The 21,529-nt window shown below is 33.7% G+C and carries 26 protein-coding genes and 1 pseudogene; 3 read left to right on the forward strand and 24 right to left on the reverse strand.

What is annotated here, in order from left to right; translation table 11 throughout:
* Positions 1-55: 55 nt before the first annotated feature.
* The 5 genes from ACH2AZ_RS08440 to ACH2AZ_RS08460 form a co-directional block, all read right to left on the reverse strand.
* On the reverse strand, positions 56-718 hold the full coding sequence (locus tag ACH2AZ_RS08440; protein WP_394907486.1) for a porin family protein: 663 nt from the start codon (positions 716-718) through the stop codon (positions 56-58).
* A gap of 168 nt (positions 719-886) precedes the next feature.
* Positions 887-1,402, reverse strand: a complete 516-nt coding sequence (locus ACH2AZ_RS08445) for a hypothetical protein (protein WP_394907487.1) — start codon at positions 1,400-1,402, stop codon at positions 887-889.
* A 306-nt stretch (positions 1,403-1,708) separates the two neighbouring features.
* On the reverse strand, positions 1,709-2,131 hold the full coding sequence (locus tag ACH2AZ_RS08450) for a type II toxin-antitoxin system VapC family toxin (protein WP_394907488.1): 423 nt from the start codon (positions 2,129-2,131) through the stop codon (positions 1,709-1,711).
* Positions 2,132-2,383 (reverse strand): DUF6364 family protein, encoded by a 252-nt coding sequence (locus ACH2AZ_RS08455; RefSeq protein ID WP_394907489.1) that lies wholly within the window; start codon positions 2,381-2,383, stop codon positions 2,132-2,134.
* 213 nt (positions 2,384-2,596) lie between these two features.
* Positions 2,597-3,163: a hypothetical protein gene (locus ACH2AZ_RS08460; RefSeq protein WP_394907490.1), complete on the reverse strand. Its 567-nt coding sequence runs from the start codon at positions 3,161-3,163 to the stop codon at positions 2,597-2,599.
* 193 nt (positions 3,164-3,356) lie between these two features.
* Between ACH2AZ_RS08460 and ACH2AZ_RS08465 the strand changes: the two are divergent.
* Positions 3,357-3,485 (forward strand): annotated as a pseudogene (locus tag ACH2AZ_RS08465) (IS110 family transposase); the annotation flags it as partial.
* Positions 3,486-3,533: 48 nt separating this feature from the next.
* On the opposite strand, the gene ACH2AZ_RS08470 reads toward ACH2AZ_RS08465, so the two are convergent.
* From ACH2AZ_RS08470 to ACH2AZ_RS08540, 15 genes are all read right to left on the reverse strand, one after another.
* Positions 3,534-3,851 (reverse strand): type II toxin-antitoxin system RelE/ParE family toxin, encoded by a 318-nt coding sequence (locus ACH2AZ_RS08470; RefSeq protein WP_394907491.1) that lies wholly within the window; start codon positions 3,849-3,851, stop codon positions 3,534-3,536.
* Positions 3,851-4,084 (reverse strand): hypothetical protein, encoded by a 234-nt coding sequence (locus ACH2AZ_RS08475; protein ID WP_394907492.1) that lies wholly within the window; start codon positions 4,082-4,084, stop codon positions 3,851-3,853. Before ACH2AZ_RS08475 ends, ACH2AZ_RS08470 begins: the two co-directional genes overlap by 1 nt.
* Positions 4,085-4,383: 299 nt before the next feature.
* Positions 4,384-5,037 (reverse strand): endonuclease III domain-containing protein, encoded by a 654-nt coding sequence (gene nth, locus ACH2AZ_RS08480; protein ID WP_394907493.1) that lies wholly within the window; start codon positions 5,035-5,037, stop codon positions 4,384-4,386.
* Positions 5,038-5,044: 7 nt separating this feature from the next.
* Positions 5,045-5,512, reverse strand: a complete 468-nt coding sequence (locus ACH2AZ_RS08485; RefSeq protein WP_394907494.1) for a DUF1905 domain-containing protein — start codon at positions 5,510-5,512, stop codon at positions 5,045-5,047.
* Between the two features lie 176 nt (positions 5,513-5,688).
* On the reverse strand, positions 5,689-6,291 hold the full coding sequence (locus ACH2AZ_RS08490) for a short chain dehydrogenase (RefSeq protein WP_394907495.1): 603 nt from the start codon (positions 6,289-6,291) through the stop codon (positions 5,689-5,691).
* A 10-nt stretch (positions 6,292-6,301) separates the two neighbouring features.
* Positions 6,302-6,571, reverse strand: a complete 270-nt coding sequence (locus ACH2AZ_RS08495; RefSeq protein ID WP_279450129.1) for a hypothetical protein — start codon at positions 6,569-6,571, stop codon at positions 6,302-6,304.
* Between the two features lie 44 nt (positions 6,572-6,615).
* The gene (locus ACH2AZ_RS08500) at positions 6,616-6,918 is read right to left on the reverse strand and encodes an ArsR/SmtB family transcription factor (RefSeq protein WP_394907496.1); all 303 of its coding nucleotides are present in this window, start codon (positions 6,916-6,918) and stop codon (positions 6,616-6,618) included.
* 449 nt (positions 6,919-7,367) lie between these two features.
* The gene (locus tag ACH2AZ_RS08505) at positions 7,368-7,577 is read right to left on the reverse strand and encodes a hypothetical protein (protein WP_394907497.1); all 210 of its coding nucleotides are present in this window, start codon (positions 7,575-7,577) and stop codon (positions 7,368-7,370) included.
* A 52-nt stretch (positions 7,578-7,629) separates the two neighbouring features.
* On the reverse strand, positions 7,630-7,926 hold the full coding sequence (locus ACH2AZ_RS08510) for a Bor family protein (protein WP_394907498.1): 297 nt from the start codon (positions 7,924-7,926) through the stop codon (positions 7,630-7,632).
* A 692-nt stretch (positions 7,927-8,618) separates the two neighbouring features.
* A complete protein-coding gene (locus tag ACH2AZ_RS08515; RefSeq protein WP_394907499.1) occupies positions 8,619-9,209 on the reverse strand; it encodes a hypothetical protein in 591 nt (196 codons plus the stop codon).
* A 111-nt stretch (positions 9,210-9,320) separates the two neighbouring features.
* On the reverse strand, positions 9,321-9,968 hold the full coding sequence (locus ACH2AZ_RS08520; protein ID WP_394907500.1) for a hypothetical protein: 648 nt from the start codon (positions 9,966-9,968) through the stop codon (positions 9,321-9,323).
* A gap of 364 nt (positions 9,969-10,332) precedes the next feature.
* On the reverse strand, positions 10,333-11,250 hold the full coding sequence (locus ACH2AZ_RS08525) for a hypothetical protein (protein WP_394907501.1): 918 nt from the start codon (positions 11,248-11,250) through the stop codon (positions 10,333-10,335).
* 968 nt (positions 11,251-12,218) lie between these two features.
* Complete coding sequence (locus ACH2AZ_RS08530) at positions 12,219-12,779, reverse strand: helix-turn-helix domain-containing protein (RefSeq protein WP_394907502.1); 561 nt, start codon at positions 12,777-12,779, stop codon at positions 12,219-12,221.
* A 261-nt stretch (positions 12,780-13,040) separates the two neighbouring features.
* Positions 13,041-13,865 (reverse strand): hypothetical protein, encoded by an 825-nt coding sequence (locus ACH2AZ_RS08535; protein WP_394907503.1) that lies wholly within the window; start codon positions 13,863-13,865, stop codon positions 13,041-13,043.
* Positions 13,866-14,008: 143 nt separating this feature from the next.
* Positions 14,009-14,884: an energy transducer TonB gene (locus ACH2AZ_RS08540; protein ID WP_394907504.1), complete on the reverse strand. Its 876-nt coding sequence runs from the start codon at positions 14,882-14,884 to the stop codon at positions 14,009-14,011.
* 981 nt (positions 14,885-15,865) lie between these two features.
* On the opposite strand from ACH2AZ_RS08540, the gene ACH2AZ_RS08545 reads away from it, so the two are divergent.
* Positions 15,866-16,204, forward strand: a complete 339-nt coding sequence (locus tag ACH2AZ_RS08545) for a single-stranded DNA-binding protein (RefSeq protein WP_379046249.1) — start codon at positions 15,866-15,868, stop codon at positions 16,202-16,204.
* Between the two features lie 129 nt (positions 16,205-16,333).
* Positions 16,334-16,807 carry a CBS domain-containing protein gene (locus ACH2AZ_RS08550; RefSeq protein ID WP_394907505.1) on the forward strand — a complete coding sequence of 158 codons (474 nt, stop codon included), beginning with the start codon at positions 16,334-16,336 and terminating at the stop codon, positions 16,805-16,807.
* Positions 16,808-16,809: 2 nt separating this feature from the next.
* On the opposite strand, the gene ACH2AZ_RS08555 is transcribed toward ACH2AZ_RS08550, so the two are convergent.
* The 4 genes from ACH2AZ_RS08555 to ACH2AZ_RS08570 all read right to left on the reverse strand — a co-directional run bounded on the left by ACH2AZ_RS08555 (position 16,810) and on the right by ACH2AZ_RS08570 (position 21,508).
* Positions 16,810-17,712: a histone deacetylase gene (locus ACH2AZ_RS08555; RefSeq protein WP_394907506.1), complete on the reverse strand. Its 903-nt coding sequence runs from the start codon at positions 17,710-17,712 to the stop codon at positions 16,810-16,812.
* Between the two features lie 233 nt (positions 17,713-17,945).
* A complete protein-coding gene (serS, locus tag ACH2AZ_RS08560; RefSeq protein WP_394907507.1) occupies positions 17,946-19,217 on the reverse strand; it encodes a serine--tRNA ligase in 1,272 nt (423 codons plus the stop codon).
* 55 nt (positions 19,218-19,272) lie between these two features.
* The gene (locus tag ACH2AZ_RS08565; protein WP_394907508.1) at positions 19,273-20,586 is read right to left on the reverse strand and encodes an HTTM domain-containing protein; all 1,314 of its coding nucleotides are present in this window, start codon (positions 20,584-20,586) and stop codon (positions 19,273-19,275) included.
* Positions 20,567-21,508 (reverse strand): bifunctional riboflavin kinase/FAD synthetase, encoded by a 942-nt coding sequence (locus ACH2AZ_RS08570; protein ID WP_394907509.1) that lies wholly within the window; start codon positions 21,506-21,508, stop codon positions 20,567-20,569. Before ACH2AZ_RS08570 ends, ACH2AZ_RS08565 begins: the two co-directional genes overlap by 20 nt.
* Positions 21,509-21,529: the final 21 nt, after the last annotated feature.

A 21,529-nucleotide genomic window follows, 5' to 3' on the forward strand; every position in this document is an offset into this window, starting at 1 on the left:
GGTGCACTCCGTCATTTGAAGGCGGAGCCATCCACTCGATTGGCAACTGGCTTTTTTAATTTAAAATAGAATAACCGATTGAAAATTGATATACGCTATTTTTGTATTCCACGAAATCAGATTTGTTTATATTATTTAAACCTAAAGAATACCTCAAATTAACGTTTATACCGTTATTAAATTCATAACCTATACCAAAGTTAAAGTCAAATGTAAATTTTTTGAAATCCCCATTGAAATTATGATTAGTATAATATGAATTAGAATTATCAATAAGTTCTTGTTTGGATGAAATTAAATATCCTAATTGAGGTCCACCAGTAACGAAAAATCCTTTGTAAAAATTATATTTTAACATTATCGGTAATAAAAGGTAATTAAATGAATATTTCAGTTCGGATTTTGAACCTGAAATTACTGGATCTCCAGGATTTGTGCCGCCAATTAAATCACTTTCATCTAAAAATACTTTCGAGCCTTGAGCTGAATATAACAATTCAGGCTGTATTTTAATTTTTTCACTAATTGAAACGTCGGCATAAATTCCAGCGTGGTAAAAGAACTTATATTCAAAATCGAAACGACCAGTATTAGAAGTTTCAAAGTTTGAATAATTTAAACCTGCTTTTACTCCATAGTTAATTTCTTGCGCTTTCACTTTAAAATTAGAAATTAATAAAAACGATACTGCAATTAAAAATAATAGTTTATGTTTCATCTTGATGTGAAATTTTTAGCTTGTTGCCAACGGTTTTGGCTATGGTTTCGTTACGGAATGGTACGCGAGTATCATTCCGCCATAACCATAAATTTAGCAAAAAGGCTTGAAATTCCGATTAGGAATTTCAGCCGTAATGAACTATAGCCGTTGTTGTAATGCGTTTTTTTATTGAGTTTTTTCAATTAGTGTTATTGTCAATTGTTTTAAAAATTCATCTGTTAGATTTCGGTTATAACCATATAATTCGTGCCAGTCTTTATCCATTGGTATTCCAACACAAACCATTACACTCGGTATTTGGATATAATAATCTTCGAGAATCAAGTTTCCATTTTCATAATAGAATTCTGTAAATTTCCACGCATCATCTTCGTCTTTAAAATCAGGACTTTTTTCAGCCATTTTTACAAAGAGAATTTTCCCATTTTCAAAATATAATTCCGAAACAAGATAAGTTCCGCTATTTTTAAATTCACTTTCCACGTAGACTTTATTTGAGTATAGTTTTGCTTCGTGTTTTATACTGTCAGTTTCAAATTTTCGCTTTTCGAGTATTTTGTTGGACTGCTCCTTAAGTTTAGCAGATTTTATTTCGATTTGTCGCATTTTAAGACTATCTGATTGTGAGAAAATCAATCCACAATTAAATATCAAAATAAGTATGATTATTATTTTCTTCATTGTTTTTCTCAAATGCATTACAACTCGTTATATCAACCCAAATATACACTTTTAAAACAATTTTGTACTGGATAAAGCGCTACCAGTTAATTGCGATGTAAATAAGATAGGTGCAGTATTAACTTGTTGAGACTAGTTTTGGTGATAAGGCAAGGAGAACGCGATGCAACCGCGCACTAGCGGGGCACAACGTGTTTGTGTATAATTTCGTTGGTTTAGCGACTAATTTACTAAAAAATTTCTGGCTTTAATTCAGCGCAAGAATTTTCCGAAAGGAAAATCAGAAGTAATGAATTATACCGGTTGCTAGCCATTGGCTTTGCCTTTCAAATACGTTTCAGGGGTAAAGATAGCTAGATCACTTTTTTTAAAGTCCTTTAAGTTTCTTGTTAGAATGATATTTATTTGTCCGTTTTCCATTGCCGAGAAATTCTGTAAGGCATCCTCGAAATCTTTGAATTCAGAATTCAATGCATTTAGGACAGCATTTTTATCCATGCTAACAATGTCAATTATATTTAGAAGTTGTTTGATCTTCTCAACTATAATATTATGCTTAGCCGTTTTTCTAAGTAAGTAATATACATTAGAAATTATAACTGGAGTTGTATACCCTTTGATGTCTTTTTCTGCACAAAGATTAAGAATTTCAGCTGAATATTCTGCGAATGGTTTTCTGTCAAAAAAGAAATCAAGAAGGACATCTGTGTCAATTAGAACTTTATCCATTTATAAATATTTTTTTTCTAATCGATTTTTAAGTTCTTTTTTATAATCCATATCCTTAGGCATTTTAAACGACCCTTTTAATGACTCTACGATTGGATTCATTTTTTTTCTTTTATCCTTCCGTTCTTCTTTGGTAAGTATTTTTAAATAGTTTTCGATAATATCAGACAGGCTACGATTTTTTTCTTTCGCATAGTTTTTTGCCCGTTCAATTATTTCTCTTTCTATTGTTAATGTCAACTTTGTGTTCATAATAATAAGTTTCTGTATGCAAAGTTACAATATAAATTTTAAGCACGTGTTGATATTTTTTTATTTACACGTGTTGGTTTTTGTTTGTGCAAAACGCTTTTGTGTATGGATCGTTACGGAAAATCAGCTATGATTTTCCGCCGTGACCGAAAGATAGCTCATTGCAATGAATTCCGATTAGGAATTCAGCCGCAATGAACTATAGTCGTTTTTTTATTTTTTCTCAAAGAATGCTTTTACTTCAGAATAATAATCTTCACCGTATTGTTTGTAAAATTCTCCGTTTGGTTTTATTATTAAAAATCCAGCGCAATTTTGATGTTCTGTAAAAACATTTTCATAGAAAAACCCTGAATCCATTATAAATTCAGTCATTTGTTCATAAATCTTTTTGTTAAATGAATCTTTAGCATAAACAAAGAAATCAACTGCATTATAATTAGAACTCATTCTTGAAGAGATTCTAATTCGATTATTAGTTACTTGTTTGTTGTCTTTTTCACTATAACGAACATTTGTACAATTCGGTGCTTTTTGGTTATAATTTATTAGAATTGACTTGTCATTAGGGATTGTAGTTTTTAATTCTATTTCCAATCTTTTAATCAGCTCATCGTATTCATTTTTATTTAAGGTTCCAGCGTAAGCTGTTCTGCTTTTCTTGTATTTAGAATTTGGGTAAGTGTTTACTTTCGTATTAGTAATACCTTTATTAGTTCCACAAGAGATAAGTAAAATGATGAATACTAAATAGGTTACTTTTTTTAATATATTGTTCATAGATTTTGATTTGGTCAAATTAAGTACAACTCGTTATATCAAACCAAATATAGACTTTTAATACCATATTTTATTGGATAAAGCCCAACCAGGTAATTGAGGTGTATATAAGAGAGGTGCAGCATTAGCCTATTGATTCTGAGTTGGGTGATAAGGCAAGGTGAACGCGATGTAATCGCGCACTAGCGGGGGGGCTAAAGGAAAGAGCAAAAAGTTGGCTTTAATTGCAGTATGCAATAAGCTACTAAAACAAGCTTTTGCTATTGCTAAATCAGGGTTACTTTATGATGATTCTCATAGAAGTACTTTAGTGAAAAATTAATGCGATTTTACTTGTTTTTTACCACAGTACTTTGTTGGCAATCAGGCTTTATTTTGTTCGTTTTATTTTTGGTGGATTTTGTCGTTTATCATAAACGTCAGCAATTTTTATAAATCCGTTTAATTCATCAACCGAATATATCACTTTGTAGTTTTTGAATACCAAATAACGATATTGAATTTCTCTATCTTTAAGTAATTCTTCTTCTTGTCCAATAAAGGACGCTTTGATTAATTTTTCCGATTCTTTAATTATTCCAGTTACGATTTTGGTAGCAACTTTTAAACTTGCTTCCTTTTTGTAATATTCATAAATTTCGTCAAGTTGAGTTTCCGAAAAGTCTGACCAAATAATTTTAAAGTTCATTATTCGTATTTGGCTAAAAGTTCAGAACTTGTTTTAAATCGATTGTTTTGGAAATCCGATTCCGATTTGTCAATTCGCTTGTTTAACTCATCAATGGTCATAGGCTTAAAAAGCCTTTCGTCAGAAGTGTCTTTTTCCTTTTTCAATATTTTCTCAAGTTTGGAAATTGTTTCCTCGCTTTGAAGTTTTAGGAATTCTTGAATAAATTCTATTTTTCGAGCTTCAATATTCATTTCGAGTTTCTTTTTATCAAAGATATTAAATTATCAAATTCAATCAATATCTTTCTTGGTTTAACGAATTTTTCAGCTTGTTGCCAACGGTTTCTGGTATGGCAAGTAGCGTGTAAATTAGCGATTATTTTTCGGTTGGACACAAGCCAGATTTTTAAATTTTACTATTTATCTTTTTTACTGGAAATCGTCAAATTTAAAAATTTGGCGACTTTCCAAATATGCCTTATTTGGTTAAACAACTAACTAGTTATGAGCTATATACGGTGTTACCTGCAGTATTCTTTCCGCTGTTTTAGTCAACTTGTTTTTTCATCATATTCGCATAGTTCGTAAACAACACATTCTCGGCACTTTGGTTTTCGTGATATACAAATATTACCACCGTGCTGTATAAGCCATTCGTGAGCGTGCTTTTTATACTTTTTCGGTGTAATATCGTTTATTATATCTGCTGTTTCTTTACTACTCTTAGTTTCTACTATGCCCAAACGGTTTAAAAGGCGATGTACGTGAGTGTCAACAGCTATTGTCTCTCCACCGAAATTGAAGTTCATAAGTATGTCAGCTGTTTTGCGTCCAACTCCTTGAAGAGACATCAATTCTTTTTTGGTTTTTGGTACCTCGCCATCGAATTCCTCGATTACCTGTCTACATAATTCTTTTAAATGTTTTGTTTTTTTATTGTAATGAGCAACCGGTCTTATCATTTCGGTTAATTCGTCATCTGTCAAAGCGATGATTTGTTCTGGTGTAGTAGCTTTTTCATATAGCGCGTTACAGGCTCTAACTACTCGCTTTGTATGTGTCATTGCCGATAGCATTACTGAAACAAGACTTTTGAAATCCGTACTGTTCAATCCATTATTATCCCATTCGTTATCGGTTTCAGCAAATACATTATATTCTTCACTTAATATTTCATAAATTTTTTCGAGATTCTTCTTTGCCATTGCCGTTTTAGTTCTTCTGATTAAGTAACAGATTGATATGGTGGTTTATTTGTTCAATTTGCTCGGCCTCTGTAGTTTTTGAAATGATATCATCTATGATTTCTTTTTGTTCATCTTTATTCAATGATTTGAAAGAATCTTTTACGCCTGCGTCTTCAAAACATTTGGTAATTTCCGAATTGTCATTGATTCTGTTGTGTGTATGAAGATATAAAGTTACGGTAACTTTATCACCGCCGCTTTTACCGATTGCATTTCTAATTTCTTCGTTTATTGAAATCATTTTATCTTCTTCCTTTCTTGGTGCCAAATTCATTTCTTTCAACTCGTAATCATCAAGCAAACCAGTGACTTTTAGCGAACCCCAAGTTCCTTCTATGTCGGCTGTATTTGGTATAACGATATGGTATGTCCAAGCTCCATTGCCTTTTTTATAGACTAATTCGAGTTCTTGATTATCGACAATTTTTTTCATTCTTCAATCTTTACGTTTTTTTTGATATTGCAGGTAACGAGTTTGTTTAAGATTAGTTGCGTGATTTAAGCACTAAAGTTAGCAAATAAATCACAGATAGAAAGTCCGCTAGGACTTTCGTAAGTAGGCTTTAACCAAGCAATTAATTTTATACGATGTTGGCAACTGGCTTTTTTTCAGTCGTAAATTCTAATTATTTCTCCATTTCCTTTTCCGTTTACACTTCTTACATATCCGTTAATTACTTTTTTCATTGGTATTGGATTGTGCCCTGGGAAATAGTCTTTGTATTTTTTATAAGCATCTTCCACCATTCCAGAAGAAACCACATTTACTCTAATTCCGTTTTCAATTTCGAGTGCAACAGCTTGAACAAAACTATGAATTCCGCCATTTACCATAGCAGCACTCGTTGTTTTTACAACTGGGTCATCTGCTAAAATTCCTGTGGATAGAGTTATGGAACCATTTGAATTTAAATAATTCTGTCCAATACGTACAAGATTAACTTGTCCCATTAGTTTACTTTTTAGTCCGATATAATAATCGTCTTCAGAAAGTTTATTGAAATCGTCCCATTTTGCTTCTCCAGCGATACAAATTATAGCGTCCAGTTTTCCAATTTTTTCAAACATTGACTTTATCGAGCTACTATCAGCAATGTCAACAGTCACATCTCCATTGGTTCGTCCACCGATTAAAATTTCATTTTTTTGTTTAAAATGCGAAACAACTTTTTTTCCTATTGTTCCATTTCCTCCAATTATTAAAATTTTCATTGTTTTATTTTTAAGTTAAACATTTAGTCTTGTTACATTTCTCTTTTTTATTTCTTGACTTATATATCGTTAAAGTTGCAATGACACTCCAAAGTAGATTAGTTGCAAATGGTGGAATTGCACTATAGTAATAACAGTTTATGGCTATTAAAAGTCCTCCAAGCAAATTTAAATACTTGCCATAGTGCAAATATTTTTTGTTTTCGATTAGAGTTAGGGCATAGGCAAGGATTATCAATCCTGAACCTGACCAACCTAATATGTCAATTAATAATGTCATAGTTTGTCATATTGCGAAATGTCGATATGTAATATCAAATTTTTTTATGTTAGAAAATCCGTAAACTGTTTAATAGTCTCTTCGTTCCTTTTTAAATACGACCATTTTCCGTGTCTTGTTGAAATTAAAAGTCCACATTTTTCCATATTGGTCAAATATGTTGAAATAGTCGATTGAGATAACTCCGTTTTTTCTTGAATATAGGTAACGCAAACACCATCATTGAAGTGTTTTAATGTTTCGTGTGGTGGAAAGTGTTTTTCTGGTTCTTTCAGCCATTCCAATATCTGAAACCTGATTTGGTTCGATAAACATTTACCAATTTCTGTTGCCGTTTTCAAATTCATACTACAAACATATTGATAAATCTCGATATATGAAAATGATTACGTGTTTTTTGTTTGAAGTTCGATGTTTTTTTAGCTTGTTGCCAACTCGTTATATCCACTCAAATATACACTTTTTATAGCATATTTTATTGGATAAAGCGCTAGCAGTTAATTGCGATGTAAATAAAATAGGTGCAGTATTAACTTGTTGAGACTAGTTTTGGTTATAAGGCAAGGTGAACGCGATGCAATCGCATAGCACCGGCAGGCAATGAATCAGCGTAAAAGGAATATAGTTTTAAAACAATATATCAAATTAAAATATGCAAACAATAGTAGTAATTGAAATGGCTTGAAAGGAATGTTTGGGGTACTATCGAGAAATAGAACTAAGCGCGAATGTTAATAGTGTTTGATACTTACCTATAAGGCTTGTTTAGTAACACAAAGACACGATCATAAATGTACTAAGGATTAGATTCCTTTTTAATGGGAGATTTGGTTTTTCTAGTGCGGTACACCAGTGCGCCAAATAGGATGAATAATACAATTTTTCCCGCCAGATAACCATAGCCATAAGAAGTAAGTCGGCTAAAATCAGTAATAAAAATTTTTAAAATATTGAGCAATAGCACGAGGCTTAAGGCTAGTGCAATGTAAAAGATTACTTTTCTCATATATGGAGACAAATGGGAGTTTGCTAAAAACAGCGAACTCCCAATTTAAAGATTATTTGGTTACCGTAGTGGTAGTTGGCGTGTAGATTCCAAAAGTTAGTGCAGAAACTAAGCCATTTACAAAAGACTGTCGGGTATGTACCGTGTAATTTTCGGCACCATTAGCCATTTGCTTAGAATCAGAAACTCCTACAGGGGCAAGACCATAAACCACGTAGTGGTTCCATTTAGTGGTTTCGTTAGATCCCTGAGCTCCTTCGCCTACAACGCTGGTATACGAATAACAAGAAGTAAGCAACATTGACGCAGCAAATAAAACTGACATCATTTTTAGTGATTTTTTAATCATTTTTTAAAATTTAATGGTTATTTAAAATACTCTTTTAGAGTGGGTTTGGTCTATTTTGGTTTTTAACGTCCAGATTTAGTATTACTTAAGATCAAAAAAAAATTTAAGCTTTTCATTTTAACCCTTTTACGATTTGATTGTTAAATATTTAGATTGTCTTAAATTTATCGCGGCTTTTTAAGATTTTCGAGGCAAATATATCAAAAAATTTAAAGAAGAAAAGCGTTTTAAAGTTGGTTAAAATCATAATTTTATTTAATAAGCTAAAAGCCAGTAGATGGAATTTGGCGTGCTTACTCGTATACGGTTTTGCGTAAAACCTATGTCTTGCAGATTTTAAAATCGTAAACAAACAAATCCCGCTTGTTCTGCTTTACATCAAAATAAATTTCAGGTATGTTTTCTATTGGCATTTTGTCGCTGTTGATTGTGGGTAGTTAAATTTACGTGAAATTAGTAAGCAACCACCCCTTTTCTTTTGATGCCCACCACTTCGCAGGCTATGCACTCACCATCTTGCAACTGTTTAAAGTATCTTTTGATCGTTGGTTTGGCTTGTCAATAAAATGCACTCTTCCTATTAATCTTACTGGGGTATTTTCTTAAAACATAATAGGCAGGTCGGTGCTGCTTAGGCTTTGAACCCTGTACTTCCTGAAAATTCTCAGTCCATTTGGTATCACACCTTTTAGTCACTTAGGGCGTTCTAGGTTATCGCCCAATATAAGTTGTTGCTTCTCATTGTATCCCATAAATTGGGTGGAAATAATTTCACCCTCCTGTACAGCTTCCCATTGATTTTCATCTTGCATATTGGATTGATGAATTAAACCCAATAACGAACCGTATTGCCAATTAAAGTGAACGCCTAGGTCGGCAAAAATACCATATTTTGACTTTTGTAAAGCCACTGCCCGATAGGAGGAATGCAAGGCTAGCGGTGCCGGCTCAAAAGAAGAAGATTTGGCATCGATTAAAATACCAACTGGATTTTCTTGAAGGCTGTGAATACTTCCGCTAAAGCTATGACCCACTAAATGACGAGAGGCATTGTGCCAGAATTTAATATTGGGGTAAGACCAAGCAAAATGACCAAAGCTAACAAAGGCAAACAAGCCGTTCACTTTTATGCTAAAGCCTTTATCCTTGGCTTCTATGATGCTAAAGTTTATAGGTTCTTCTTGTTCAAAAGCCTGCCTTACTCCTTGCAAAGCTTGCTTTAAATAAGCTGGTAGCTTAGCCGCTGCTGTATTGGATGAGTGCTGTGTTCTTTCGTTTTTCATCGAGTAAAGCTTTAGACTGTTTCTTTGGCATTTAGCCTTATCACTGCTAGTGGTTGAAATATAGGTTTTTTGCTTGACAAATAAAACCGACGGCCCGAGTATAATTCTTTTTTAATCAAGTTTAAAAAAATCTTCGCCCTGCCGCAGCACATGGTCTTTCCCGTACTCCCCTAAATAGTAATAGTAGCGGCCATCGGGTTTTATCAAAATATAATTGCCGAGGGCCACAGTTTTCTTAAGGAATAAAATAAAAAGCGCATCTTTCTCATCGGCTAACCAATTTAAACGATTGGCGTGGTGGTAGTCTAAAGTTTTAATAGTGGGGGAGTGCATCCAAAATTGCTTTATTGGCGCAAGTTGATGCAATTTCTTTAAATAATTCTTATGGTAGATATTCCATTTTGATCGACTAGAATGACCTGTTGGTTGATTCTTTTCGGGATATCGACTAAGGTAATTGATGACTATATTTTCGTTTTCACGGATTTCTTTTCCGCTTAAAGCGGATAAATACTGCTTCAATTGCAAAAAGGTAGAAGGTTGTAAAGTGCCGGTATTCTCTCTCCGAATCAAGCGATACTGCATAGTCGAATCGGTCGCCGTAATTTGGTTTAAACTATTGGTCTCTTCTTTTAGTTTAAAATAAGCTTGCCAACCTATCTCCTCATCGTTTAGGTTGTAGAAAACTTTTGGTTTATCATTGTTCTGCCCCCAAACGCCGAGGCTGAAGAAGCTTATAATAAAGAGTATTTTTTTCATATCGAGACTTGGTTTATAAACAATAAGTTGATTAGCCATACTATATTAATAGATTGATTAGTAATTTACAATAATAAGGGCAGTTGATTTTATTTTTACTAAAAATTGTCTGTATGAAAATTCTTATATCAAAGCTAAGACAATTATGTTTTTGACTCCCCTATTACAAATCCTAGGTTTAATTTTTAGTCAACCTATTTCAAGTAAAGTTCGTGCTTTATGTTTTTACCAAGTATCTTGTATATCATTCTTTTGTAGGAATTTAGAACTTAAGATAGTAAAAAGAACTGCCGTAGATGCTTAAACGCTTGTGCCCGAAGGACACAGAGCCACAGTTGAAGATATGCGTTGTTGACTTCGTTTTCTAATTTTCTTTTCTTTTCAAAAGGTATATTCCATTTTCGGAATTATTTGGATATAAAATTTTCGCAAATTTAGGTTCGAAGTAATAAAAATGAAATTTATCATTTAAATGATTTAATTCTTCAGACTTTAGCTTTTTTAAAAACTCATCTAATGTCATTTCTTTATTTTCAAAAATAAATATCGCTTCATATTTATCGTAGGAACAAGAAACTCGTCCCAAAATTACGTATGAATTTTTAATTTTAATTTCTTGATTCTCTGAAATATTTTTCTTTGATAAGATTAAATCTGTGGTTTCAAACTGGGTGTTATTCTGATCGAATGAAACTTTTATAACATTCTGATCTTTTATTAGCGCGTTTGGGATTTTAATAGAAAAATTTCCTTTTTTATCTGAATAGGTAGTTAATATCTTCTCAAGTGTAACAAAACTAATTTTTGCATTGATTATTGGATTTCCATTTTTATCAGATATAACCTTGCCTTTAAAATGGGTTGAGTCATTAGGTTTAAGCTTATTTGGCTTTTTTGTGGAAGAAATTCTTTTTGATTTCAAAAGGGAATCTGTTGACTGCACCAACTCAGTTCTTGGCTTAGCATTTTCTGCATTTAAAGGTTGGCCAATAGATAATGAGGTAGCAAGCATTAAACCTATTGCTATATGAGAAGAAGGTAAATTGTAATTTTTTTTTGGCTCAAAGTCCAATAATGGCATATTCAATTGTCTCTGAGTTACTCTTGCACAAATATTACCGTTTGCTTTTTTAATTTTATCAGATATTTCAAATTGGTTCAATTGGGTGAAATCAATTACATTTTTTGAACATAAATCACAAAAACCACCTTTTTCATTAGGGTTCATATTTTCCCATTTTTCGCTGCAAGGCTTTTTAATTTTTAATGATTTAGTTTTCATATTTAATTTTTTATAATGAATGGTAGCGGTTTTGTATAGGATGCTTTGCGGTTGAAATGCGCGGACTTGTCCGCCGCAACTTTTGCTTTTTTAAAAGTAAAAAATTTTGAGCTAATACAGACACAGCAATTTTTTATATGCGTCGTTGTTGTAACACGTCTTTTTAATCCATAAATATCAATGTAAGCCCCAGCATTATTAACATCAGAGTAAAAGCCCAAGTCTCAACCATTAATTTCCAAGTTATCACGTTAAAGTCTTTCATTTTAAAAGAATGTTTTTTGTTGATTTTATAAATTAAAAATGAAACTCCTAAAATCAAACATAAGCTCCCTATGTAAAATGGATATTCCGTCATTAATTCGTTGAGTTTGTCCTTCATCTATTTAAGCTCTAAATTCTATTTATTTTTTAGAAGTTGCTTTGTGAAATTTGTATTATAATCAGAACGCAAAATAGGCCGAATAAAACTTTTACATTAATTTTCTGAATTTTTAAATTTACAAGAATTAAAATGAAAAGTACACCGAATAATATTCCATAACTTAAATTTATCATAGAATAAAGTTTCGCGCTTTTATAATAGTAAGGAACAGGTCCTTCACCTCTAAAAGGATAGAATTCCGTATTCTTCTTTATTGATATATTATAATATTCAAATAGTTCGAGTGAAGCAAAAATTCCGCTCCACAGAATTGCTATTCCACTTATAATTTTTGTCGATATTGTTAGGCTTTTGTTCAGATTTAAATGTTTGCCAACTCCTTATATCAACTCAAATATACACTTTTATTACCATTTTTTATTGGGTAAAGGGCTACCTGTTAATTTCGGTGTAAATAAGATAGGTGCAGCATTGGGCTGTTGAAGCTGACTTGGTTGTTAAGGCAAAGGGAACGGGATGCTATCGTCTAGCAGCGGGGTAAGCTGTACCGGCCTCAAGAAGGCTTAGTTAGTGTACAGGGTTTTCATTCTCTTCCTTTAATGAGGTCATTTCCAAAATATAATACCGATAAACTGATTAAAAGACAAGGAAATAGCCCAGTTGTAAAACCAGTGGGGAATCCGTGTATTACCATTACCAGAACAAAATAAGCGAGATAACCAAAACCGAATTTTAGCATTCTTTCCATTCCGTTCAATTTCTTTGTCGTTATAACTATAAAAAATGGTAAAAAAATACTCAATAAAAGTCCGCCAAATACACTATTTGTATTTGCGTTTGAATCTAAAGTCAGGTAGCCGATAATACCCATTAAAACCACATTTAAGGCAACTAGAAAAAGGCCATTAACTATTTTAGTTTCAATATTTTTTTCTCTAATAGAAGTTTTATTTAAAATCAATTCTTTTGATTCAATTTCTAAAACGTTACAAATTAAATTAAGGGTTTTCCCTCTCGGTTCACTTTCTGAGTTTTCAATTCGCTGAATGGTTCTCAAGTTTATTTTTGCTTTTTCAGCCAATTCTTCTTGAGTCAGTCCTTTGATTTTTCGAGTTTCGCTTATTTTCTTTGCAATCCAATTCATTTATTTACTATTTAAAATTAATGCTAAAAGTAAATAATCAGTCCAATACAGATAAGGGTTTTATTCTGATTTTTATACGACATTTGCTTTGTCATTAAATGTCGTAAAGGAATTTTTAAAGAATTGGGAAATTTTCAATAATTTTAACTTCCTTAGAATTATTGATTTACCGCATCCTTTAGCAATCCCGAGTGGATTCGGACGTAGTCTCCCGACGGTTCGGGACGCCGTAATTGCGGTTATACATTGTTGGCAAATATTTTATAGGTTATAACTCCATTTATTTGTCTTTAGATCATAATAGACCCAAATGTGTCTTATGTACGGAACGTTAATTCCTGTTTGTTTGTGTTTTTTTATTTCCCATTTTTTAACTTGACTAATTAATTCAATAGCATCTTTTTCAAATTCCGTAATTGGTTTTCTATTAGCATCTCCAATTTCTATTGTCAAATTAAAAATTGAGTCTTTCTTTCTTATCAGTTCTCTTTGTCTAGTGACTGATTTTAAGTTACCATTAGAATCAATCGAAACATTTAATAATGTCGTTTGAGTTTTATATTCTTTTATTTTTCCTTTTTCAAGAATTGAACTTATGTCAGTTATATTTTCACAGTAATTAAATGCATTTTCATATTCGAAAATGTAATTTTCAATTTTGAATGAATTACCATTATCCAGTATTTTTTGTTCACTGGCTCTTATACGTTTATAATCAAGATTTTTCGAGTTAGAACAAACATTTGGGAAATGGAATTTTCCTTTATACCTGCTTGCATATACTAGCCAAATTTCCCCTTTTTCGGGATAATACTCACAGTTTGAACCAATTCCTATATATTTTCCTTTTGAAAAAGCTTCGAACTCTATTTTTTTTGGTAAATCTCCGTTCTTATAATGTTTTGAAATATCAAAGGTAATTTTATAAGTTAAGCTGTCTTTAGCGTAAACCTTTGAAATTACTTTTCCTTCAAAAACATATTCTGATGAATAAAATTCTATTATTGGTTTAATTTCATTGCAACTACAAGCAAAAGTTAGAGTTGAAGTAAGAATCGCCATTAATGTAAGGAGTCGTTTTTTCATATTTGTGGTAGCGGTCTTGTATATCTTTCAGTTGTGGGAATTTAGAAATTAATGATAGTAAAAAGAACTGACTTTGACGCGTGAGCGTCTGTGTCCGCAGGACCCAGAGCCACAATTGAAGATATACGTTGTTAGCAAAAGTTTTATGAAAAAGTCAATGGTATACTAAATAAAACCCTAACAGGTTTATCTCCACTATATGCAGGAATAAATCTAGGTAATTTTTTTAAAGTTTTTAACCCACTTTTAATTTGTTGCTTTGAAACACCTTCACTCTCTTTGACCTTGACATTAGTAACTTTTCCTGTAGTATCAATAATTATCTCATATAACACTTTACCGTGAATATCAGGTGTTGGGTTTTTAAAATTATTTTTTATAAAATCAATAATTTTTTTGTTAGTACAAGCCTTTCTTTGTTTGTCACCTTTAACATTTTCACATCCAAAAGCTATAAAATCTTTTTGTTCAACTTTACCATTTGGTTCAATAAATGAAAATGGTTTTCCCTCAACATTTAAACCAACAAACCCTACGCCCTTTTTATAAAAGGATTGATAACGCTTTTTTGATTCTTTATTTAAATTTTCAATTTCTAATAGGTTTTTTAGCTCACAATATGGTGTTTCTAGAGTAGCATCTAAGTCAGTAATTTTATACTCCCATTTCTTATCAGCACTTTCCCATTTTTCACCTTTTTTAATATTTGAAGGTAATATAAGAGATTTTGAATTAGTTTTTTCATCATAGTAATAAATGGAGCCATTTTCATTTCTAAAATAGGATTTAACTATTTTACCGTTTTTATGTTTCTTAACTCTGGTAACGTAAAATTGATTATTTATTTCTACACTGTCTTTGATATATATAAATGAATACTCGCCATTAAGCGAATATATATTTTTCACTTTTGAATCAAAAGGCCAATATTCTCCTTTAGATATTTCATAACATAATGATTGGCCGTGAATAGTTAGACTTAATAGAAAGGTTGATAAGAAAATTATAGTTAATTTCATTTATTTTGATTTTAATTTTTGCTAACTCGCTATATCCACTCAAATATACATATTTAATACAGTTTTGTTCAGGATAAAGTCTAACACGGTAATTGAGGTGTAAATAAGATAGGTGCAGCATTGGGCTGTGGAAGCTGACTTGGTTGTTAAGGCAAAGGGAACGGGATGCTATCGTCTAGCAGTAAGAGTTTTAATCAGTTTCGCTTTTAAATTTGTTCTTGCGGGGTTAACAAAGGAGTCCGAATTCCGATAAAAACCACATTATTAAAACTATAATTGCGATATAGAACCTTAAGTCTGTCAGAAAATCCCAAAAGTCCGTTTTCTTTTTCGGTCTTTCTTTTTTTACTTCAGACTTTTTTTGCACTTAAATTACCTTATATCTTTTAATTATTGAATATCAGACCTAATTTTTGCAGGATGATTAAAATCAATACTATTAGGGTACCATAAAATGAAAAATTCCGCCAATTTCCTATAAAGTCAAATTTATCCTTGTTTGATTTATTTTTAGAGGACCTATTTCCATAATAATCTGAATTGATTTTTTTATTTTGTTTTTCCATTATACGGTTTTTTATCCTAAGACTTCTTTCCGGCCTAGCCGCAACTACCCAGTAAAAATAAAATTACTTCTTATTTTCGGTATTTACAAAAAAACAAGTCCTGCTAAATCGCTTTAATTGAACATTTCTTTTCCTGTTTTATTCAGATTACTTGTTCCTTAAATGGCAAATCTTGAATTTATTTGCCAGTATGCAACTATTTATAAAATAGAGTTTTATAATTTGCAGATGCGGCTGAAGGTCGGTTATTAGTGACTTAGGCCGTGAATAGAACACCTTAAGCAATTGCTTACAACCGTTTGAAAACGAATGTAAGCACAAGCAATTGGTTACTAACCGATTAAAAACAACCAAGCGTCTCATCTTTGTACCGTTGACAAACAACACATTTATTAATCATTTAAAACTTTATACTATGAACGCTTTTAAAAACAGAATTCAGTTAATGGGAAACTTAGGTAATGATCCCGAAATCGTAAATTTAGAAACCGGTAAGAAGCTAGCCAAATTTTCGTTGGCGACCAATGAGACCTACAAAAATGCTAGGGGCGAAAAAGTAACCGATACCCAATGGCATAATGTTGTTGCCTGGGGTGGTGTGGCCGATATTATCGAGAACTATTGCAAAAAAGGAAATGAGTTAATGTTGCAAGGTAAGCTAACCAACCGCTCGTATGAGAATGCGGCAGGAGAGAAGCGGTACATCACCGAAGTGGTGGCCCAAGAAGTATTGCTGATGGGTAAAAAAGCATAAAACTGCCCTGGCCTTCGAGTCCAATTAAAAAATAAGGATGTTCTTCTTTTATAGGGCATCCTTATTTTTTGTTTTTAAATTTCAATTAAAATGCTTATATTCAGTTGGTTAATTTTTAAAAGTAATGTTATGGGTATTAAAAGCTTTCAAGGTAAAATGATAGGAGATACGGGGGTAAATCCCGAAAAGATAGAAGTCCGTGATTTTATGATTCGGGAGGTGATTTATTTTCACGAGCAAGAGCATATTTTTGAGGTGATGCAAAAAATGATTCAATACAATATTTCGGGAGGCCCTGTGGTAGATGATCAGCACCAGTTGGTTGGAGTTATTTCTGAAGGAGATTGTATCAAACAATTATCTGAATCGCGCTATTACAATCAGCCGCTCGAAGGCGTTTTAGTTAGTGATTATATGATTAAAGAGGTTGAAACCGTTGCTCCCGATATGCATTTATTCGATTTAGCCCAAAAGTTTTTAAATTTAAAGTTAAGGCGTTTCCCGGTTTGTGAAAACCAGAAATTAATCGGTTTGGTGAGTCAGCGTAACGTACTAGATACAGCCTTGGCTTTACACGGCCATACTTGGCAACGACCGGCCTAAGCTTAATAATATATTGCTTGAACAAGTTTAAAGGTATTGGCATGTGCATTTACAATATGTTTGATGGCCGGAGAATAGCCTCCGCCCATACTAATTTCTACCGGTAAATTACGGGCCTTTAATTGTTCTAATACCATTTGGTCACGCATTTTACAGCCGTCTTGGCTAAGGCTTAGTTTTCCTAGCTTATCGGTGGCTAATACGTCTACTCCACTCAGGTAAAAAACAAAATCGGGTTGCACTTGATCTAACAGTTGAGGTAGCTTTTCTTTTAAAATTTGTAAATAGGCATCATCTCCTGTGGCATTAGGCAAAGCGATATCTAAATCGCTTTTCTCTTTCTTAAACGGATAGTTTTTTTCGCCATGCATAGAGAAAGTAAATACACGCTTTTCATTTTCAAATATTTTTGCGGTTCCGTTGCCTTGGTGCACATCTAAATCGATGATTAAAATTTGTTGCGCCAGTTGGTGGTTGAGTAGGTATTGAGCGGCTATCGCTTGATCATTGAGCATACAAAAGCCCTCTGCACTATCCGCGTAAGCGTGATGGGTGCCGCCTGCAATATTCATTCCTACCCCTTGATTTAAAGCGTGTAGGCTGGCTTGCAAAGTACCTGCAGCAATTAATAGCTCTCTGCTAACCAAACTTCTTGACAAGGGAAATCCGCTTTTACGGATTTGTCTTTGAGTAAATTTTAAATTTAAGAAGTCATAAAAATACTCGGCATCGTGCACCGCCAAAAAATGCTTATGATTGATGGCTTGAGGCTCAAAAAAATGCTTATGCTCTACTATACCTTCTCGCAGTAATTGTTGAGGTAATAGTTCATACTTTGCCATAGGGAAACGGTGTTTGGGCGGCAGTTCTTGAACATAACAAGGGGCGAAGGCAATTTGTAACATAGTAGGCCAGGTTATTTTATAGGCTCTAAATTAGGCAATTTGAGGCAAGTTAACACATCATAAACAGCGAACAATGCTTAAAAGTTTCTTTATGGAAATAATCGTAGATGTAAAAAAAAACCGTTTAAAAAGAAAAAGAGTATACGTGCTTTAGCTTAACCAGAATTGGTTTTGGCTTTTACAGCTTAATTTCTTTTCGCTTTTTAAACGGTTGATGAATGTAGCCGACTTATTTAGTCTATAATATCAAAACCGGTATAAGGCACCAATACTTCTGGTATTTTTATTCCTTCTGGGGTTTGGTAGTTCTCTAAAATACCCGCCAGTACGCGAGGTAAAGCAAGCGAACTTCCGTTAAGCGTATGCACTAATTCTTTTTCGCCTTGACTGTTTTTATAACGCACTTTTAGTCGGTTGGCCTGAAAATCTTCAAAATTTGATACCGAAGATATTTCTAACCAGCGGTCTTGAGCGGTAGAAAACAATTCGAAATCATAGGTTAAAGCCGAGGTGAACCCCAAATCGCCTCCGCAAAGTCGTAGTATGCGGTAAGGTAATTTTAATTCTTTTAAGATGCCTTTTACATGCTCTACCATTTGGTCTAATACGGCATAAGACTCGCTAGGTTTAACCAGATTAACCAATTCTACCTTATCAAATTGGTGCAATCGGTTTAAACCTCGCACGTGAGCTCCATAAGATCCAGCTTCGCGTCTAAAGCAAGGGGTAAAAGCTGTACACTGTATGGGCAGGTCTTTATCGGTTAATAAATCACCACGAAACATATTGGTTAAGGGAACTTCAGAAGTAGGAATCAAATACAAATCGTCGTTTTGTACGTGGTACATTTGTCCTTCTTTATCGGGCAATTGCCCCGTACCGTAGCCAGAAGCTTCATTTACCACCAAAGGAACTTGGTATTCGGTGTAACCAGCCTCAATATTTTTGTCTAGAAAGTAAGTGATTAAAGCGCGTTGTAAACGTGCACCTTTACCTTTGTAAATAGGGAAACCAGCACCAGTAACTTTGTTACCGAGCTCAAAATCTATCAAGTCATACTTTTTAGCCAGCTCCCAATGGGGTAGCTTGTCTTCGTGCAATTGTGGCACTTCACCGGCTGTAAAGATGCACTCGTTGTCTTCTTCAGACTTTCCTGCGGGCACACTCTCGTGTGGTATGTTGGGTATATTGTATAATCTTTCTTGTAAAGCTTCTTGAGTGCTTTGTAACAAATCGGTAAGTTGTTTAGACTCTTCTTTAAGACCTGCCGTTTGCTCTTTCACCTTGTTGGCTTTTTGGTGCTCACCCGATTTAAAAAGCATGCCTATTTCTTTGGATAAACGGTTCGATTCGGCCAGTACTTTGTCTAATTGGGTTTGTGTAGATCTTCTGGTTTCATCAAGTTGTAAAACCTCTTCAAAAATAGCGGAAGCATCAAAATTTCTTTTGGCTAAAGCCGCAATAAATTTTTCTTTGTTTTCTCGGATTTGAGCAACAATAAGCATAATCAGATTTTTTATCGATTTATAGAATAAGCAAATGTAGTATAAAAGCCTAAAATTACAGATTTTGCGGTAACAAAATCCAAGTATTATGTTTAAAATAATTCCAATCCGCGGCAGCTAAGTCGACCTCCGGATTGATTAAAGGCGTATACGAACCCTTATTCACCCGAATGCCACAGCGTACAAATACTTGTACCTCTTTTCCCTGTTGGGCATAATCACGAGCAATGCGTTGGGCGAACTGCCAAATGATATCGGGCTTGGTAGTGGCTTGGCGCATTTGCTTAGGGGTAAGGTATTTTGCTTTGTTAATGATTGTTTTTTCTCCTGTTTTGGTGTCAACTACCGTGTAAGTGGCGTGGCCGCTTTTGGTGCGCAACATCATGCGCCAACTCATACGGTGGCCTTCTTCTGTGTACAAAACATCTCCGGGTATAAACCAATGCCTTAGAGGCAAGCCTATTTGGCAAACAAACCACAAAACCATAAACAGTTTGAGTGCACCAGCGTAGTTAGGCACTTGAATGGCTTTTTCTTGGTAAAAATCTTTTTTCTTTAAAAACCAGCGATGGACTTTTTCTGCTGGAAAGAAAAATAGACTAAAAGCTAATGAAAGATAGGGGAATATTCCTATTTGAAACACAATGCTGTTGAAAAGGTGAAAAAAAACAGAGAAGAAAAAGATATACTTTCGTGTGGGCTTATACAACAGTAAAGGAACTACTAGTAGGTCGAACAATATACCAAAATAGGCAATCACATAATGCGTCCATTTTTGCTGTAAAATATCGCCTACAATATAGTAGTGCGCTTTTCCTGCCATTAAAATTTCGGGAACTTTGGCTTGCAACCAATCGGGATATATTTTCGCCAAAGCGGCGTAGGTATAAACGATGAATAATTGCAATATAATAAAGACATTTACCCAATTGGGCATGGCATTGCTTCTTAAACTTGGCTTGCGTTTGGCGTCGATAGAGGCATACGTATGGGCAGGGACTAACAGCATAAAAATGCAAATGAGAATAAGCAGGTAATAATGATTGTTGTAGCTCGATTTTTGCATCAAATAACTCAGCGTCCACAGCAAGGTATAGCCCCCCATGCTCCAGCGGTATTTGTAGCCCAAACATACCATAAGTCCTAAGCCGCCCATAAGTAAATAATAGCCATACATAAAGGGGCCTACGAATACCTGCAAAAAATCAAAACCAATAAAATTAAAGGTAAATTGAGGTTCTACAAAAACGCGTTTTACCCAACCAGTGGCAATTGCTCCCCAAGCTTCTAAGGTGATAAGTATTCCAAAAATAATTCTGAAAACAATAAGAGCACTGTTGTCTACCTGTTTAAAAAGGAGCGTCTTCATAATGGTGTTCTTTTAAGTAAGCCTTCGTAAAGTGCAGATCGGCTTGCATAGCTTCTTTGAGTTTTGCTATAGACTCAAATTGCTTTTCCCCACGAATGCGGCTTAAAAACTCGATTTTTAATTTTTTACCATAAAGTGATTCCGACCAGTTTATAAAATAAGTTTCGATGGTTTGTTGGTCGCTGCCCACAGTAGGTTTAAAACCTATATTCATCATACCATACACATAATGCCCTTTAATTTTACTGCGAACAATATAAACACCAATTTTAGGGATGAGCTTATAAGTTTCTTCAACGGCTAAATTAGCGGTAGGAAAACCAAAACCTTTACCTTTACCATTGCCGTGAACCACTAATCCTTGTACAGAAAAGGGTCGGCCTAAGTAAATATTGGCCTTTTCAATATGTCCCATCTCAAGAGCTTTACGGATTTTTGTACTGCTTACCGCGACATCATCAATATCTTTTTTAGAAATCTCTTCAACTTCAAAACCATATTCTTTGCCCAATTTGCGTAAATCATGAATATCTGCAGCACGATTGCGTCCAAAATGATGGTCGTACCCGATGATCACTTTCTGAGCTTTCATTTTCTTAACCAAGATTTGTTCAACATATTCTTGGGCGGTTAATCTTGAAAAATCTTTGGTGAACGGGTGTACGATAAAATAATCGATTCCTTCACTTTGGATCACCTCTTGCCGCTCGTTGATAGTTTGAATGAGCTTTATATCCATTTCTTTTTGTAAAACCATTCTAGGATGCGGAAAAAAAGTAAGCACAGCCGAAGCTAATTCTTCTTTTTTGGCAGACTCGATAAGGCGTTTTAGTATTTTCTGATGCCCAACGTGCACACCATCAAAAGTACCAATAGTAACCACAGTTGGCTGGTTTATTGTTAAATTATTAGCATCTTTCATGATAAAAAAGAATATATGTTT

The sequence above is a fragment of the uncultured Mesonia sp. genome (assembly GCA_947499595.1).
Lineage (GTDB): Bacteria > Bacteroidota > Bacteroidia > Flavobacteriales > Flavobacteriaceae > Mesonia > Mesonia sediminis.

Coding starts and splice junctions, on each gene's coding strand:
- ACH2AZ_RS08520 (WP_394907500.1), bottom strand. CDS start 9,968: ATGAAAAAAATACTCTTTATTATAAGCTTCTTCAGCCTCGGCGTTTGG.
- ACH2AZ_RS08555 (WP_394907506.1), bottom strand. CDS start 17,712: ATGTTACAAATTGCCTTCGCCCCTTGTTATGTTCAAGAACTGCCGCCC.
- ACH2AZ_RS08495 (WP_279450129.1), bottom strand. CDS start 6,571: ATGACATTATTAATTGACATATTAGGTTGGTCAGGTTCAGGATTGATA.
- ACH2AZ_RS08460 (WP_394907490.1), bottom strand. CDS start 3,163: ATGAACAATATATTAAAAAAAGTAACCTATTTAGTATTCATCATTTTA.
- ACH2AZ_RS08540 (WP_394907504.1), bottom strand. CDS start 14,884: ATGAAATTAACTATAATTTTCTTATCAACCTTTCTATTAAGTCTAACT.
- ACH2AZ_RS08545 (WP_379046249.1), top strand. CDS start 15,866: ATGAACGCTTTTAAAAACAGAATTCAGTTAATGGGAAACTTAGGTAAT.
- ACH2AZ_RS08440 (WP_394907486.1), bottom strand. CDS start 718: ATGAAACATAAACTATTATTTTTAATTGCAGTATCGTTTTTATTAATT.
- ACH2AZ_RS08455 (WP_394907489.1), bottom strand. CDS start 2,383: ATGAACACAAAGTTGACATTAACAATAGAAAGAGAAATAATTGAACGG.
- ACH2AZ_RS08500 (WP_394907496.1), bottom strand. CDS start 6,918: ATGAATTTGAAAACGGCAACAGAAATTGGTAAATGTTTATCGAACCAA.
- ACH2AZ_RS08490 (WP_394907495.1), bottom strand. CDS start 6,291: ATGAAAATTTTAATAATTGGAGGAAATGGAACAATAGGAAAAAAAGTT.
- ACH2AZ_RS08570 (WP_394907509.1), bottom strand. CDS start 21,508: ATGAAAGATGCTAATAATTTAACAATAAACCAGCCAACTGTGGTTACT.
- ACH2AZ_RS08470 (WP_394907491.1), bottom strand. CDS start 3,851: ATGAACTTTAAAATTATTTGGTCAGACTTTTCGGAAACTCAACTTGAC.
- ACH2AZ_RS08550 (WP_394907505.1), top strand. CDS start 16,334: ATGGGTATTAAAAGCTTTCAAGGTAAAATGATAGGAGATACGGGGGTA.
- ACH2AZ_RS08510 (WP_394907498.1), bottom strand. CDS start 7,926: ATGATTAAAAAATCACTAAAAATGATGTCAGTTTTATTTGCTGCGTCA.
- serS (WP_394907507.1), bottom strand. CDS start 19,217: ATGCTTATTGTTGCTCAAATCCGAGAAAACAAAGAAAAATTTATTGCG.
- ACH2AZ_RS08485 (WP_394907494.1), bottom strand. CDS start 5,512: ATGAAAAAAATTGTCGATAATCAAGAACTCGAATTAGTCTATAAAAAA.
- ACH2AZ_RS08515 (WP_394907499.1), bottom strand. CDS start 9,209: ATGAAAAACGAAAGAACACAGCACTCATCCAATACAGCAGCGGCTAAG.
- ACH2AZ_RS08475 (WP_394907492.1), bottom strand. CDS start 4,084: ATGAATATTGAAGCTCGAAAAATAGAATTTATTCAAGAATTCCTAAAA.
- nth (WP_394907493.1), bottom strand. CDS start 5,037: ATGGCAAAGAAGAATCTCGAAAAAATTTATGAAATATTAAGTGAAGAA.
- ACH2AZ_RS08450 (WP_394907488.1), bottom strand. CDS start 2,131: ATGGATAAAGTTCTAATTGACACAGATGTCCTTCTTGATTTCTTTTTT.
- ACH2AZ_RS08530 (WP_394907502.1), bottom strand. CDS start 12,779: ATGAATTGGATTGCAAAGAAAATAAGCGAAACTCGAAAAATCAAAGGA.
- ACH2AZ_RS08535 (WP_394907503.1), bottom strand. CDS start 13,865: ATGAAAAAACGACTCCTTACATTAATGGCGATTCTTACTTCAACTCTA.
- ACH2AZ_RS08565 (WP_394907508.1), bottom strand. CDS start 20,586: ATGAAGACGCTCCTTTTTAAACAGGTAGACAACAGTGCTCTTATTGTT.
- ACH2AZ_RS08505 (WP_394907497.1), bottom strand. CDS start 7,577: ATGAGAAAAGTAATCTTTTACATTGCACTAGCCTTAAGCCTCGTGCTA.
- ACH2AZ_RS08525 (WP_394907501.1), bottom strand. CDS start 11,250: ATGAAAACTAAATCATTAAAAATTAAAAAGCCTTGCAGCGAAAAATGG.
- ACH2AZ_RS08445 (WP_394907487.1), bottom strand. CDS start 1,402: ATGAAGAAAATAATAATCATACTTATTTTGATATTTAATTGTGGATTG.